This is a genomic window from Rhodococcus sp. IEGM 1351, assembly GCF_030056875.1.
GTDB classification, from domain to species: domain Bacteria; phylum Actinomycetota; class Actinomycetes; order Mycobacteriales; family Mycobacteriaceae; genus Rhodococcus_F; species Rhodococcus_F opacus.
In genome coordinates this window covers 149076-164942 of sequence record NZ_JASHKU010000014.1, presented here as the reverse complement: position 1 = coordinate 164942, position 15867 = coordinate 149076, and the positions used below count along the sequence as shown (strand labels likewise).

At 64.7% G+C, this 15867-nt stretch carries 9 protein-coding genes; 7 read left to right on the top strand and 2 right to left on the bottom strand.

Translation table 11 applies throughout. The features are described 5' to 3' along the window. Positions 1–6 precede the first annotated feature (6 nt). Together QM806_RS24240 and QM806_RS24235 are read left to right on the top strand one after the other, a co-directional pair. Complete coding sequence (locus QM806_RS24240) at positions 7–2169, top strand: thiamine pyrophosphate-dependent enzyme (protein WP_120659126.1); 2163 nt, start codon at positions 7–9, stop codon at positions 2167–2169. Then, positions 2166–3821: an indolepyruvate oxidoreductase subunit beta family protein gene (locus QM806_RS24235; RefSeq protein ID WP_120659125.1), complete on the top strand. Its 1656-nt coding sequence runs from the start codon at positions 2166–2168 to the stop codon at positions 3819–3821. Before QM806_RS24240 ends, QM806_RS24235 begins: the two co-directional genes overlap by 4 nt. A gap of 210 nt (positions 3822–4031) precedes the next feature. Here QM806_RS24235 and QM806_RS24230 read toward each other — a convergent pair whose 3' ends face one another. Then, positions 4032–4814, bottom strand: coding sequence for a PaaX family transcriptional regulator (locus QM806_RS24230; RefSeq protein ID WP_283293103.1), 783 nt, complete (start codon positions 4812–4814; stop codon positions 4032–4034). 208 nt (positions 4815–5022) lie between these two features. Between QM806_RS24230 and QM806_RS24225 the strand changes: the two genes are divergently transcribed. From QM806_RS24225 to QM806_RS24205, 5 genes are all read left to right on the top strand, one after another. Further along, on the top strand, positions 5023–6639 hold the full coding sequence (locus tag QM806_RS24225; protein ID WP_005568878.1) for an AMP-binding protein: 1617 nt from the start codon (positions 5023–5025) through the stop codon (positions 6637–6639). A gap of 259 nt (positions 6640–6898) precedes the next feature. After that, positions 6899–7693, top strand: a complete 795-nt coding sequence (locus QM806_RS24220; protein ID WP_005568879.1) for an SDR family oxidoreductase — start codon at positions 6899–6901, stop codon at positions 7691–7693. Between the two features lie 24 nt (positions 7694–7717). After that, the gene (locus tag QM806_RS24215) at positions 7718–8938 is read left to right on the top strand and encodes a styrene monooxygenase/indole monooxygenase family protein (RefSeq protein WP_005568880.1); all 1221 of its coding nucleotides are present in this window, start codon (positions 7718–7720) and stop codon (positions 8936–8938) included. 34 nt (positions 8939–8972) lie between these two features. Beyond that, positions 8973–10694: a styrene monooxygenase/indole monooxygenase family protein gene (locus QM806_RS24210; RefSeq protein ID WP_120659124.1), complete on the top strand. Its 1722-nt coding sequence runs from the start codon at positions 8973–8975 to the stop codon at positions 10692–10694. Positions 10695–10738: 44 nt separating this feature from the next. Next, on the top strand, positions 10739–11977 hold the full coding sequence (locus QM806_RS24205; RefSeq protein ID WP_054246340.1) for a dienelactone hydrolase family protein: 1239 nt from the start codon (positions 10739–10741) through the stop codon (positions 11975–11977). A gap of 163 nt (positions 11978–12140) precedes the next feature. Here QM806_RS24205 and QM806_RS24200 read toward each other — a convergent pair whose 3' ends face one another. Further along, entirely contained in the window at positions 12141–15656 is a 3516-nt protein-coding gene (locus QM806_RS24200) for a serine/threonine-protein kinase (protein ID WP_054246339.1), read from the bottom strand. Positions 15657–15867: the final 211 nt, after the last annotated feature.

Here is a 15867-nt window from a genome sequence, read left to right as displayed (position 1 = left end):
GAGAAAATGGCTGAACGTTCGTTCGCCGCCGAGGTCAAACAACTCCGCAACGGCGCCGGCACCACGTTGCACGTCGAGGGCATCCTCGCCGTCACCAAGGCGTTGCTGCAATCCGGTGTCGCCTATGTCGGCGGCTACCAGGGCGCACCGATCTCGCATCTGATGGATGTCCTCGGTGACGCGCACGAGATCCTCGACGAACTCGGCGTCTATTTCGAAAACAGCGCGTCGGAAGCGACGGCGGCGGCGATGCTGGCAGCTTCGGTGCACTATCCGCTGCGCGGCGCGGTGACCTTCAAGTCCACCGTCGGCTTGAATGTTGCCTCGGACGCGCTTGCGAACCTGGCCAGTGGCGGCGTTACCGGCGGCGCGCTCGTCATCCTCGGCGAGGACTACGGCGAGGGCTCGAGCATCATGCAGGAGCGCTCCCACGCGTTCGCGATGAAGTCGCAGATGTGGCTGCTCGATCCCCGGCCCAATGTCTCGGCGATCGTCGACGCGGTCGAGGTCGGCTTCGAGCTGTCCGAGGCGAGCAACACCCCGGTGATGCTGGATCTGCGGCTCCGCTCGTGTCACCTGCACGGGGCCTTCGGGGCCAAGGACAACAAACGCCCGCCGATGACGGTCACCGATGCCCTCGAAAATCCGCTGCGCGACATCGACCGGATCGTGCTCCCGCCGGCCAGCTTCCTGCACGAGAAGGAGAAGATCCACGACCGGTGGCCGGCGGCGGTCAAGTTCATCAAGAACCGCGGCCTCAACGAGGTCTTCGGGAACGACAAAGCCGACATCGGCATCATCGTGCAGGGCGGTCTGTACAACACGCTGAACCGATCGATGGAGCTGCTCGGCTGTTCCGACGCATTCGGACGCACCCAGGTACCGACGTACGTCATGAACGTGACCTACCCGGTCGTCGACGACGAGATCATCGAGTTCTGCCAGGGCAAACGCGCCGTCCTCCTCCTGGAGGAGGGCCAGCCGGACTACATCGAGCAGAACCTGAACGCGATCCTGCGGCGGGCGGACATTGCCACCGCACTGCACGGCAAGGACATGCTGACACTCGCCGGCGAATACACCTCGACGGTCGTCACCCGCGGTGTCAACGAGTTCCTCCAGCGGTACCTCCCGGACGTCGTCGCACACCAGCCCGCCCTGCTGCGGGACCCCGACGACCCGACGAGCCCCACAGCCCCCCGCGTCTCGTCCGAGGTCATCTCGCCGCGCCCGCCGGGACTGTGCACCGGATGCCCCGAACGCCCGATCTTCAGCGGCCTCAAACTCGCCGAGCGGGAGACCGGCAAACACCACGTCAGCGCCGACATCGGCTGCCACCTCTTCGCCGTCAACGCACCGTTCGACCTCGGCGCCACGACGATGGGATACGGCCTCGGATCGGCAGGCGCCTCCGCACTGAACTCCAAGGACACCGACCGGCGCAGCATCGCGATCATGGGCGACGGCGGATTCTGGCACAACGGCCTCACCAGCGGCGTCGGCAACGCTGTCTTCAACAAGAGCGATCAGGTCCACCTCATCGTCGACAACGCCTACGCCGCCGCGACCGGCGGCCAGGACGTGCTGTCCTCCCAGGCAGACCTCCCCACCCGGTCGACCCAGCACCCGATCGAGAAGGCCGTCCGCGGTATCGGCGTCAAATGGGCGCGCACGATCAAGAACACCTACGACGTCGGCAAAGTCCGTGACACGTTTGTCGAGGCACTCACCACCGACGAGGCCGGGCCCAAGGTGCTCGTCATGCAAAGCGAGTGCCAGCTCAACGCCCAGCGCCGCGTCAAACGCGACCGAACCAAAGCGCTCGCGGCCGGCAAGCGGGTGGTGCGCGAGCGGTTCGGGGTGGATCCCGAGACCTGTACCGGCGACCACGCCTGCATCCGGATCTCCGGCTGCCCGTCGTTGACGATCGCACCCAACCCGGATCCCATGCGTACCGACCCGATCGCTGAGGTCCTCGACAGCTGCGTCGGCTGCGGAGTGTGCGGGGCGAATGCACACGCCGCGGTGCTGTGCCCGTCGTTCTACCGCACCGACGTAGTCGACAACCCCACCCGACGCGAACAGCTTCTTGCAAACGTCCGCTCGTGGTGGATCAAGATCGCATCCCGCGGCATCGAGCGCCGCGCCGCACAATTCGAGGCTGCATGATGTTCAACTGGTACAACGGTCAACGTCCGATCACTCTGGCGATCGTCGCCCTCGGCGGCGAAGGCGGCGGCGTGCTCGCCGACTGGATCGTCGCCGTCGCCGAGAACGCCGGCCACTACGCGCAGAACACCTCCGTCGCCGGCGTCGCCCAGCGCACCGGGGCGACGGTCTACTACGTCGAGATCTTCCCACCTGGCGATGAACCTCCGTCCTCGGCGACCGACGCCCGGATCGAGCCGGTCCTCAGCGTGTTCCCGAGCCCCGGCGAGGTCGATGTCCTCATCGCCTCCGAACTGATGGAATGTGGCCGAGCTGTCCAGCGCGGATTCGTCACCCCCGATCGAACGACACTGATCACCTCCACCAATCGGGTGTACTCCATCGACGAAAAGATGGCCCTCGGCGACGGTCGCGCCGACAGCTCCGAACTCGTCGCGGGAGCGCAACGCGCCTCGAAGCGGTTGGTCGCCGCAGACTTCATGGAAATGGCCGAACAGAGTCGCAGCGTCATCAGTGCCGCGTTGTTCGGTGCCCTTGCCGGATCCGGGACCCTTCCCTTCAGCAGGGAACAGTTCGAGGCCCCGATTCACGCGTTCGGAAAGGGTGTCGAATCCTCACTACGGGCCTTCTCCGCCGGGTTTGACGCCGCCGCACAGCAGAAACCACGCCCCGCGCGGAAGCCGAATCCGATACCGATCTCCATCGGACCGCGCCCGGTGACGCCGGAGGACCGAAAAGCCGAGGAAGAGACTCGACGCACGACGGTCGCAGCGACCGCCCCCTCCACCCTCGTCGGGCCGGCGCTGCAGCCGCTCGCCGACCGCGTCCTGAACCTCCCGCCGGCGGCGCGGTCGATGATCCTCCACGGTCTCGTGCGGACCGCGGTTTATCAGAACCTGGACTACGCCGAGCGGTACCTGTTCCGGGTGACCCGCTTCGCCGAGATAGATCCGGACGCCGCGGGAGCAGCCCGGTTGACCGTCGAGGCGGCCCGCCACATCGGGCTGTGGATGTGCTACCAGGACACGATCCAGGTGGCAATGCAGAAGACCCGACAGGGGCGGATGGACCGAATCCGCAAGGAAGCGCGGGCGGAACGGCACCAACTGATGCAGGTTCGTGAGTATCTCCACCCACAGATCGACGAGATCACCGACACGATGCCCTCCAGGCTGGGGGCCCGCATGCACCGTTCGAAGTGGTTCCAGCGTCTGGTCGGCGCGATCACCCACAAGGGGATGATCCTGAACACGAGTTCGGTGACCGGTTACACGATGCTGAGCACGATGGCGCGAATGCGTCCCCTCCGCCCGCGCTCACTGCGGTTCGTCCGGGAGCAGGCGGCGATCGAGGAGTGGATCGAACAGGCTCTCCGGGCTGCAGCAACCGATGCCGACCTCGGACGTGAGATCGTCGAGTGCCAGCGTGTCCTCAAGGGTTACGGTGCCACCTACGAGCACGGCGGCGACAGTTTCGGCAAGTTGATGTCCGCGGCCCACGCACTGGTCGGCTCACCCGGCGCGGTCACTTCGCTGGCAGGGCTTCGTGATGCCGCGCTCGCCGACGAAGACGGAGCCCGACTGGACGCCAAACTGGCCGCAATGGAGCTGGGGGACAGCCTTGTCAAGGCCCTGGAGACAACTTCGAAGTGATGTGCTCGACCCAGACTGATTCCTGTGCAATAACGTTCGCTCACTCTGTGGTGTAACGGCCACCCATGTGAAAAGTCTCTTACGACAGATGGTGTGGCGTTCCCGTGTGAAGGCGCGGTGCCCAGAAAAGCGATGCCGAGGTGGGGCGCACGAGGGCGTATCCCATGGATTTGCGTGGAGGCTCGCGACCCTCTCGGCCGCGGGTAGTGGTCAGGGCTGGTGAATGATCCGCATTGCGTGTTCTCGGGCGGGTCCGCTGAGGGCGGCGTTCAGTTCGTCGAAGAGCCGGCCGGCGGTGACACCGTTCCATCCAGGTGGAAGTAGGGGAAGGGGGAGGCCGGGGTCGAGGTACGGTAGCCGCCGCCACTCGGTGAGCATGGGCACGTATTCGGCGAAAGCGTCTTGGGGGGTGAGTGTTCCTGCCGTCGACCGTTCGAGTACCGGACGATACTTGTCGAGGAACGCGGCGTAGAGGGTGGTGAGTGCGTCGAGATCCCACCAGGTGCGGACCTTCGTGCGGAGGTCGCCGAAGCCGAGGTGTTCCGCGCTGTACATGTCGACGTATTCGCTGAGTCCCCGGCGTTCCAGCGTTTCCCTGGTCTCGCGAACGAGGCTTCCCGGCGCGATCCACACCCCTGGCGCGGTGGTGCCGAAGCCGAGACGGGTCAGGAATGTTCGGAGAACGTGCCGTTTGTCCCGTTCGGATTCGGGGATGGAGAAGACCACCATCAGCCAGCCGTCTTCGATCTCGGCGCGCTTGCGATCAAAGATCCTGACATCGCCCTCGGCGAGAGCATCCAGAGTCGGCTTGGACAGCGAATAGCCTGCGGAGCCGTCGTGACGATGGGCTTCCAGCGTTTCGCGCCGTTTGAGCCGGGAAATCGACGAGCGAACCGCGGATCCGTCCACACCGAGATGAGACATGAGTCGGACGACGGAAGCGACCGACAACCAGTTCGACTCGGCCCGCGCGTAGAGGCCGAAGATCGTCACGATCAACTCGCGCGGTTGCAGCTCGCTTGATCGTTCGATCGCCAAGTCATCGGCAAAAGTCCCCGTCGTCATGGATACACCATAACCGTTGCCACGGCCACGGTGCGTCAGATAGCCCGCGGGCAGGGAACTGTATTTCGTATCATTGACGGGCGTAACAAGAAGTGCATACGATTGGGCCCTTCATATCTATAGTGGAAGGTCAACTATGACGCTGTCTCCGTCGGCGCACTTGGACTCGTTCTGCCGCGACAACCTCCCGCCGGAGAACCTGTGGCCGAACTTCGATTTCACCCTCCCGGAGTTGCGGTATCCGGACCGCCTGAACTGCGCATCCCCGCTTCTCGACGACCAGGTCGCGGCGCTGGGCGGCGGTCGCCCGGCGCTGCTCTCGTCGTCCGAAAGCTGGACGTACGGGGAGCTTTTGCACCGCGCCAACCAGATCGCCCAGATACTCACCGAAGACTTCGGACTGGTGCCGGGCAACCGCGTTCTGCTCCGCGGGCCGAACAACCCCTGGATGGTGGCCTGCTGGTTCGGGGTGGTCAAGGCCGGCGGTGTCGCCGTGACGACCATGCCGCAGCTCCGCAGCGGTGAACTGAGCAAGATCATCGATCTCACCACACCATCACTCGCGCTGTGCGATCACCGGTTCGCTGCCGATCTGATCGAGACCGACCAGATCGCGGCGCTGCTCTACGGTGGCACCGAACCCACCGACCTCATCGCCCGCACATCCGCCAAGTCCGGGGAATTCACCAACGTCGCCACCGCGGCGGACGATGTCGTTCTACTGGCCACCACGTCCGGAACCACCGGTACTCCGAAAGCGACGATGCACTTTCACCGCGACATCCTTGCCGTTGCGGACACCTTCTCGGCACGGGTTCTCCGGCCGAATCAATCGGATGTCTTCACGGGTACGCCGCCATTGGCATTCACCTTCGGGCTGTGCGGTCTGGTGGTCTTCCCCCTGCGGGTGGGGGCCGCGACGTTGCTGCTCGAGAAGGCAACTCCGAGGGAGCTGGCCGATGCGGTACGAGAACACGCAGTATCGGTACTGTTCACCGCCCCGACCGCGTACCGGGCAATTCTCCGCGAGAACAAGGCGCAGAGCCTCGCCTCGGTTCGCCGCTGCGTGTCTGCAGGAGAGCATTTGCCCGAAGCGGTGTGGGAAGAGTTCTACGAGGAGACCGGAACGCGCATCATCAACGGCATCGGTGCCACCGAAATGCTGCATGTCTTCATCGCGGCCAGCGACGATGACATCCGATCGGGGGCAACCGGGAAGGCCGTACCTGGTTATACGGCAGCGGTACTCGACGACGATGGTCACCCCGTTCCCGACGGCACACCGGGACGGTTGGCGGTGACCGGTCCGACAGGCTGCCGGTATCTTGCCGACGACCGCCAGCGCCAGTACGTCCAGAACGGATGGAACATCACCGGCGACACGTATATTCGCGATTCCGACGGCTACTTCTGGTACCAGTCACGCAGTGACGACATGATCGTCTCGTCCGGCTACAACATCGCCGGCCCGGAGGTCGAGGAAGCGCTGGGCCGGCACCCCGATGTCAAGGAATGCGCGGTCGTGGGCCTGCCCGACCCCGATCGGGGAATGATCGTCCACGCGGCAGTCGTTCTGATCTCGGACGCTGTCGGCAGCGACACCAAGGTCCGCGAACTCCAGGACTTCGTCAAAAACGAGTTGGCACCGTACAAGTACCCTCGCAGTATCGAATTCCTCGCCGAGTTGCCGCGCACCCCGAACGGCAAGATTCAGCGTTATCGGCTACGGGAATCCCGACAGGCACTGCGCTAGCCGCGCGCCCGCCCACAGCCGCCTGGTGGTGCTGGTTGCTTGGGCGGGTCGATCCGACATCGAGGGGCAACCGACCCCGGCGGTCGGATACCTCTCGCCCAGTGCTCCCGCAGCTTTCAGGAACTTTCCAGTCGGCAAATGCTCGGCAGGATCGAAAGTGAGCGCAATCTGCACAGTCGACGCGTCCAGCGGATAGATCACTGACCGGAATGTTCCTAGTGTTGCAGATCACATCGTGACGAAGTCAGGAGATTTGCACATGAGCGACTATCTCGGCATCGGCGGCAAGACCGCCATCATCACCGGCGGTGCCACCAAGATCGGGCGCGGCGTCGTCGACCGCCTCCACGAAAACGGTGTCAACGTCGTTGTCGCCGACATCGATCGGGACGGTGGCAAGCAGGCGGTCGACGGCAAGGACCACGCTCTGTTCAGCGAAACCGACATCACTGACGACGACGCGATCAATACGTGCGTGGCCGCTGCACTCGAGTCGTTCGGGGCCATCGACATTCTGGTGAATCTGGCCTGCACCTACATCGACGACGGCGCCGAGTCCAGCCGGGCGCAGTGGTCAACGGCACTGGACGTGAACCTGGTGAGCGCCGCTATGTTCGCCAAAGCGGTGCGCCCGCACATGGCAGCACAGGGCGGCGGTGCCATCGTGAACTTCGGTTCCATCTCCTCGAAGGTCGCACAAACCGGACGGTGGCTGTATCCCGTCTCCAAGGCCGCGGTCGTGCAACTGACACGAAACATGGCGATGGACCTCGCCGGGGACAACATCCGCGTCAACTCGGTGAGCCCGGGCTGGATCTGGTCGAAGGTGATGGACGAGCTCTCGGGATCGGACCGAGCCAAAACCGACCGGGTAGCCGGAAAATTCCACCTCGCCGGCCGAGTCGGAGACCCCACCGAGGTCGGCGACATCATCGCTTACCTGTGTTCGCCGCGCGCCGCATTCGTCACCGGAGCCGACTGGGCCATCGACGGAGGCTATTCCGCGATGGGGCCTGAACAATCCTCCCCGGCAATCCCGCTGCTCGCCCAATAACTTCGACCGAAGGAGCCTCTCCCCATGCGCAAGATCACCATCGTTGGAGCCGGACAAGCCGGACTTCAGCTCGCCATAGGACTCGTCGACGCCGGATACGACGTGACCGTCGTGTCCAACCGAACTCCGGAGCAGATCCGTGAGGGCAAGGTCATGTCCAGCCAGTGCATGTTCGGCGGGGCCCTCGCACGTGAGCGCGCCGTCGGACTGGACCTCTGGAGCGATGAATGCCCATCAGTCGAGGGCATCTCGTTCACCGTCGCCGACAACGGAAACCAGGCGTTCTCCTGGGCATCGCGCCTCGACCTCCCCGCCCAGTCGGTCGATCAGCGCGTGAAAATGCCCGCGTGGCTCAAGGAATTCGAATCACGCGGCGGCACGCTGGTACTCCAGGATGCCGGGATCGGCGACCTCGAAGAGTTCGCTGTCGACTCCGATCTGGTCATCCTCGCCGCAGGCAAGGGCGAGATCGCGAAGATGTTCGAGCGCGACACCACGCGGTCCGTCTTCGATCGCCCCCAGCGCGCCCTCGCGCTGACCTACGTCAACGGGATGCTGCCACGTGAGGAACATTCCGCGGTGGCATTCAACATGATTCCCGGTGTCGGTGAATATTTTGCGTTTCCCGCGCTCACCACCAGCGGGCCCTGCGAGATCATGGTGATGGAGGGCATTCCGGGCGGGCCGATGGACTGCTGGGCGGACGTGACGACTCCCGAAGAGCATCTGGCAAAGACCAAGTGGGTCGTCGAGACGTTTGTCCCCTGGGAGGCCGGGCGCTGCGCCGACATCACCCTCACCGATGACAACGGGATCCTCGCCGGACGGTTCCCACCCACCGTTCGCAAGCCGATCGGAGTCCTGCCCTCGGGGGCGAATATCCTCGGACTGGCCGACGTGGTGGTCCTCAACGATCCGATCACCGGCCAGGGCTCGAACAACGCCAGCAAGTGCGCGGCCTCCTACCTCGCCAGCATCCTCGAGCACGGGGACCGGCCCTTCGACGCCGCATTCATGACCGCCACCTTCGAACGGTACTGGGACTACGCACAATACGTCGCGACCTGGACGAACGCACTGCTCACCCCGCCGCCGGAGCATGTGCTGAACCTGCTCGGCGCCGCCGCCGCCGAGCCGCGCATTGCTCGTCGGTTTGCCAACGGCTTCGACGATCCGCGTGACTTCTTCCACTGGTTCATGACACCAGAAGCCGCCGAACAGTACCTCACCGACGTCGCGAACTAACCGTCGCCCGAATCATCGATTGGAGCCGTCAGTCATGCGCAGCATCGCTATCGTCGGAGCCGGACAATCGGGGGCACTGCTAGCCCTCGCCCTACTCAAACGTGACTTCGAGGTCACCCTGGTGACCGACCGAACGCCCGACGAGGTCCGGGTCGGTCCCGTCATGTCCAGCCAGTGCATGTTCGACTCGGCACTGCAGATCGAGCGGGATCTCGGGCTCGACCGCTGGGAGGAGCGGTGCCCGCGCATCGACACGATGGCGTTGACTGTGGCGAAAACGCACAGCAGCAACGAGATCGCCGTGACAACCCCCTTGATCGGCTTCGCGCAATCGGTCGATCAGCGAGTCAAATGCGCGGACTGGGTCGACGAGTTCACAGAACTCGGTGGCAATCTGATCATCAAGGCGGCGAGCCCCATGGACATCGAAAACCTCGCCCAGAGCCACGACCTCGTCATCATCTCCAGCGGCAAGGGCGACCTCGGTCGACTCTTCCCTCCGGATCCGGTGAAATCGCCCTACAACCGACCGCAGCGGGCCCTGGCCTTGGCCTACGTGAACGGTCTCGCGCCGCACCCCGACGGCGCGGACCTCTCACTGAACATCGTCCCCGGGGTCGGCGAGTACTTCGTCCTGCCGGCGCTGACCACCACCGGGCCCTGTCATGTGATGGTGTTCGAAGGCGTCCCCGGTGGACCGATGGATTGTTGGGACGATGTCCACACCCCGCGAGAACATCTCGAGCGCGCCAAGGAAGTGCTGGCCGAGCACTTCCCGGCAGAGTTCGCCAGGACTGGTGACATCTCTCTGACCGACGAAGCCGGGGTACTGCGCGGCCGCCTGACGCCGACGGTCCGCCGCCCGGTGGCCGAACTCGCATCGGGCAGCGTCGTGTTGGGCATGGCGGACGCGGTGGTCCTCAACGATCCGCTTACCGGTCAGGGCAGCAACAATGCTGCCCAAGCCGTCGCCGTGTACCTCGATGCGATCGTGGATCGGGATGACCGGCCATTCGACGCGCAATGGATGCAACGCACCTTCGACAAGTTCTGGCGCGGATGGGCTCAGTGGGCCGTGTCGTGGACCAACGACCTGCTCCGTGGACCATCCGATCCGGTCCTCGGCTTGTTCGCGGCGGCGCAGGACTCGCCGACCCTGGCGTCGGCTATCGCAACCGGGTTCGATGATCCACGCACCGTGCACAATTGGTGGTTCGACGACGCCGAATCGCAGCGTGTGATCGAGACCGCCCGGGCCGCCGAGCAGGCCCAGTTCGATCCCCGTGATCTACGGCGTGCCCTCGGCCAATACGCTACGGGGGTCACCGTGATCACCGCGCGGGCCCCAGATGGTCGGAAGATCGGTGTCACAGCGAACTCGTTCACCTCGGTGTCCATGGATCCGCCGCTCGTGTCGTGGTGCCCGGCGAGTAAGGCGCCGAGCCTCCCCGACCTCACGGCGGCGACCCATTTCGCCGTCAACGTCCTGGCGGCCAACCAACACGACCTGTCCCGGCAATTCTCGACGCCGGCCGAGGACAAGTTCGCGGGTGTGGCGACCACCGAAGGAATCGCCGGCGTTCCGCTGATCGATGACGCCATCGCGCATTTCCAGTGCCGCACAGTCCAACGAGTAAAGGCCGGCGACCACATCATCTTCCTCGGCGAGATCGAACAATACGATGCCGACCCCGGCGAGCCACTGGTCTTCCACTCGGGGTCCTACCGCCTGGTGACCAAGCATCCCGACTTCTGAACGCAGCCGTTCCGCAGTTTCTCCACCGAAAGCGACACGAATCAATGGGTAAGTACATCGATATCAGCAAGAGCTCCGGTGAGTCGTTCGCCGCGTATCTTGCCGAACCGGCCCAGGGCTCTGGCCCGGGACTGGTTCTCCTGCAAGAAATTTTCGGAATCAACGACTACATGCGGGACATGGCCGACCGTTATGCCGAGGAAGGCTACGTGGTACTGGTCCCCGACCTGTTCTGGCGCTCGGGTGCTCGGCAGGAACTCGGTTACGACCAGGCCGGATTCACGCGCGGGCTCGAGCTGCGGGACGAACTCGACGAGGACCTGGCCGTCACGGACATCGGCGACACCGTCACAGCCCTTCGTGGCCTGACCAATCACGTCGGCGGCGTCGGACTCATCGGATACTGCCTCGGCGGACTGCTCGCCTACCTGTCCGCGGTCCGGTTCGACGTCGACTGCGCCATCAGCTACTACGGTGTCGGTGTCCACGATCACCTCGATGCGGCGACTGAGCTGACAGTTCCCGTGGTCTTCCACCTCGCTGAACTCGACTCGTACTGCCCCGAGGATGCCCGAAACTCCATCCGCAAGGCGTTCGACGACAACGACCAGGTGCGCATCTACGACTACCCCGGCGTCGATCATGCATTCGCCACCCACGGCCGCGATGTCTTCGAACCCCTCTCCGCGGGGCTCGCCTACTCGCGCACCCTCGAGGTTCTGCACGCCACCATCGGACCCCGATACGATCTGTCCGCACTCTGGGACCGGCACATCTATTACGAGTTCGAGGCCCGTGACGTCCCCGCCACCATGGCGACCATGGTCGACGAACCCTACGTCAACCACATCCCGACGCTGACAGGTGGCGTCGGTCAGAAGGACCTCTCACGGTTCTACGCCCACCATTTCGTGCACAACAATCCGGCCGACACCAAGACGATCCCGATTTCTCGTACCGTCGGAGCCGATCGGATCGTCGACGAGCAGCTGTTCTGCTTCACACACGACCGCGAGATCGACTGGATGCTTCCCGGTGTCGCGCCGACCGGACGATACGTCGAAATCCCGCTGGTCGCTGTCGTCACCCTGCGCGGCGACAAGCTGTACAACGAGCACATCTACTGGGATCAGGCCGGAGTGCTGGTGCAGATCGGCTTGCTCGATCCGGACGGGCTCCCCGTTGCCGGCATCGCGCAGGGCAGAAAACTTCTCGACAAGGCGCTTCCCTCGAACGAACTCATGCCCAGCTGGGCGAGCAGCGAGGGCAGGCCGATCGATTAGCGACCTGCCGACGGTAGGTTCGCGCAGTAGGTCGATGCAGCCGGCGTACGGCGCCCGCCGAGCGTGGGCGCGACCGTAGGCCGGTTGCAGCCTGCTTGCATCTGACGTCCTGTGGTGCGGTCACCCCCAACCACGGCGAACCGATGCGGCCCCGTGCCGCGGCCTACGTCGTGGACACCGGCCGATCACCAGCGTCGCTGGCCCCGGAGTCGTCCACCACTTGCGTGAGAAATGAACTCGGGACGCGTTCCCATCCTCGTTGCCATCTGCCGAGCCGCAGATCGGTCTCGAGCGAGGCGACCACCTCGGCCACCGCCGACCCTGCGTCGAGCACGACGCGCGGGAGTCCGCGGTCGGCGCAGAGCGCCAAAGCCGGTACCACACACTCTTTCGCCTCCGACGTACGGCCAGCTGCGAACAGACACGTGGTGTGCAGAAGCCTCGCCCGGAGCAGCGCTTTCGATCGCGCCTGCCGGGAGATTCGCTCCACCAGCGCCTGCGATCGACGACACGCGGCCGCCGACGATTCCCGATCCGTCGGCGAGGCGGCGTGGAGCAGGAGCCGAATGTCGGAGTCTTCGTGCAGCTCCCACGTGATCAGGTCGATCCCGCTCGTGCGGGACGCCGGGCCGGCGCTGTCCCTGGGGACTGTCTGTGCCCACCGCGGATGCTCATCGAGAACCGCAGGAATGGCGAGCGCCAACCGTATCCTCTCGTTCCGAATTCGGGCGGCCAGCCGCGGCAGCGTCAGCATGTCGGCGATCTCAGCCCCTTCGTCGAGGAGTCGGCACGCGGCACCGAGATCTCCGCGCAGAGTCTTGATACGAGATCCGGTGCCGTAGGTCGCGAGCATGAAATCGACGATGCCGCCCTCGGACCGAAGGCTATGACTGGCGTCGAGAAGTTCTTCGGCGTCGGGCACATGACCCTGCTCGTACAGCAAGTCTCCCAAGATCGCGCCGGCCACGCGGGATGCATACGATTGCCCGCCGCCGGATTGTTTCGCCAGCCGTAGCGCCATCCGGAAGTATCTCTCGGCCGCGGTGATGTCAAGCTGTTCGTGTGCGGCGATCCCGGCGAAGCAGTATCCGTATAGAACGCTGAACGGTCCCGATGTCTGCTGGTTGTAGGGGGTCGCCCATTCCTGCCATCGGCGGGCCGCGGCGAAGTCGAACCGGTAGATCGCCTCGAAGGACGCGACATTCGCCGCCCCCGACACGACGAACGGCCGCACAGCCTCGGGCCGTTCGAGGCAGTCCGAGATCCGCTCGCTGAGCGTGTCGGAACGATCGGCGAAGAGTTCGACAACGCCCCTGACCAACGAAGCCTCGATCAACAGGGCCGTCGTGTCCTCGTCTGCGCGAGTGCGCTGGGTCAGCGATGATTCCGCGCGGTCCAGTGCCCGAAGCGCCGAGGGCGCCGGGTGATGCAGCAGTACATGCGACCAGGCCAATGCGATCTGTAACACCGGGTGTGCGATCACCTGTCGGGATGGGAGCTTGTCGATCAGTCCGATCAGCGTCGCCATCTGGGACTGTTCGACCAATCGCATTCCCTCGCGTTCGACCCACGTCACCGCCAGGTCGGGATCACCCGATGCCAAGGCGTGATCGACGGCCTCACTGAGCAGGTGGTGCTCACCGAACCAGTGGGACGCACGGTGATGAAGTTCGCCGACCATGTCCGGTTGGTCCCGTTCGAGCCGGCGCCGCAAGAACTCTGCGAACAAGTGGTGATAACGGAACCACTCACCGTCCTCGTCGAGTCGTCGCAGGAACAGGTCCCGGTTCTCGATCTCCTCGAGCCGAGCCTGACCGTGACTGCTACCGGTCAGCGCCGACGCGAGTCCACCACTGATGCGTTCAGTCGCCGACGTCGCGAGCAGAAAGTTGAGAAGATCGGGTTCGAGCGATGTCAGGACATTCTCGGCGAGATACTCGCCGATCGCGTGGTGGCGGCCGGAGAGTTGACCGATCAGCGTGGTCGGATCGGTGTGTCCCCGTAGCGAGAGCGAGACCAGTTGCAGGGCCGCCACCCATCCGTCCGTGGATTCGCGAAGATCGGCTATGTCGGCGGCGGTGAGGGCGAGCCCCCCTTGGTCGGCCAGGAACGATTCCGCCTCCGGCAGGTCGAAACGTAGCGCAGTGGAATCGATTTCGACCAACTCGTCGCGTACCCGCAACCGGCTGAGCGGAAGCCCGGCCTGGGTTCTGCTGGTCACGGTAAATCGCAGGTGGTGACAGTCGCTGTCGAGCAGCGCCGCCATCGCGGAGATCGTCGCCGTATCGGAAACTCGGTGCCAGTCGTCGATGACGACCGTGATCACCTCGCCCGTGTCATGAATCTCATCGACCAGTGTGGAAAGGACGTACCGTGCGGCTTGCTCACCCTGCTCTTGCAGCACCTGTGGCAGGTCGCGTGCAAGTGACGGTCGTACCCGCGTAATCGCTTCGAGGAGGTGCGCCAGGAACCAGGCGACATTGTTGTCGTCGTTGTCGACACTGAGCCAGGCGACGGGCGTTCCCGAGTTGGTCAACAAGTCGCGCCACTGGGCGGCGAGGGTGCTCTTGCCGAATCCTGCCGGTGCATGAATCAGCGCGAGCCGCCGATCCCCGCCGGCGTGCAGGGCCTCGATCAGGCGGCGCCGCTGCACTGGGGCACGGGGCTGGGTACGTGGCCGGTACTTCGTCGAGAAGCGTGGCGGCGTCACCGAGGGCGGCCCGGCGTGTTCTTCCGAACTACGCGTCAGGTCTGGGTGCCCGCGTTGCGTGATCTCCGCGTCTGGCGGGACCAGATCCGGGGATCCGGCGCTGGTGCGTCGTAGGGCTGTGCGGAGGTCCTGTTCGAATGCCTCTGCGGACTCCTGGCGGCGCGCGACCTCCTCCGACATCGCGCGCTCGATGACGCTGCACACCTGCGCGGGGATGCCGGTCCGGCGGAGATCGGGCACCGGTTCGGACGTTATTCGAAGAAATTGCGCGACCAGTTGTTCGCCGTCTCGGCGCTGGAAGGCGGCGTGGCCGGTGATGAGGCAGAAGAGAGTCGCGGCCAAGCTGTAGAGATCGGACTGCACGGTCGGTGCTCGTCCGGTGAGTACTTCCGGTGCGGTGAAGGCAGGCGAACCCAACACCACGCCGGTCCCGGTCTGGAAACCACCGTGGATGCGGGCGATGCCGAAGTCTGTGAGCTGGGGTTCGCCGTAGTCGGTGAGCAAGATGTTGGAGGGTTTGACATCTCGATGAAGGATCCCGGCCTGGTGCGCTCTGCCCAAGGCCAGGGCGATTTTGATGCCGAAACCGAGCGCCTTCTCCCAGCCGAGCGGTCCGTCGCGGCGGATGATCGCTTCCAGAGAGCCGTGGCGGTGGTACTCCATCACGATGTACGGCCGCCCTTGGGGCGTGGTACTGGCGTGGTAGATGGTCACGATGTTCGGATGTCCGGAGAGCCGGCCCATGGCCTGTTGCTCGCGGAGGAAGCGATTCCGGTCTTCTTCATCCACACCGGAGGAGAGCACCTTGATGGCGACCGTCCGATCGAGCGCAGTTTCCATGCACCGGTAGACGACTCCGAATCCGCCGCGCCCGATCTCGACGGGGTCGTCGAAGCCGTCGAGAATCAACTCGCCGGCGATCGCGGGGTGGACGTCGGCTTGCGTTGCGAAGGGGTCGAGGTCATCCACCAGTTCGCACCTTCAGGACGTCGATCCGGGCGCTCTGGCTCCAGCTGCGCCGACCATCGGCGGGCCGTCCAATTGCCGATACGTAGCGGACGGCGATCTCGTGGGCTCGCACATATCTTCACCTCTGCCCCAGTATCACACCAGCGTGGCGGCGGTGGCACCCCGTTTTGATCGGTGTGGGCCGGCATGCGACTGAATGAGCGGTCCACGG

Coding starts and splice junctions, on each gene's coding strand:
- QM806_RS24240 (WP_120659126.1), top strand. CDS start 7: ATGGCTGAACGTTCGTTCGCCGCCGAGGTCAAACAACTCCGCAACGGC.
- QM806_RS24235 (WP_120659125.1), top strand. CDS start 2,166: ATGATGTTCAACTGGTACAACGGTCAACGTCCGATCACTCTGGCGATC.
- QM806_RS24225 (WP_005568878.1), top strand. CDS start 5,023: ATGACGCTGTCTCCGTCGGCGCACTTGGACTCGTTCTGCCGCGACAAC.
- QM806_RS24220 (WP_005568879.1), top strand. CDS start 6,899: ATGAGCGACTATCTCGGCATCGGCGGCAAGACCGCCATCATCACCGGC.
- QM806_RS24215 (WP_005568880.1), top strand. CDS start 7,718: ATGCGCAAGATCACCATCGTTGGAGCCGGACAAGCCGGACTTCAGCTC.
- QM806_RS24210 (WP_120659124.1), top strand. CDS start 8,973: ATGCGCAGCATCGCTATCGTCGGAGCCGGACAATCGGGGGCACTGCTA.
- QM806_RS24205 (WP_054246340.1), top strand. CDS start 10,739: ATGGGTAAGTACATCGATATCAGCAAGAGCTCCGGTGAGTCGTTCGCC.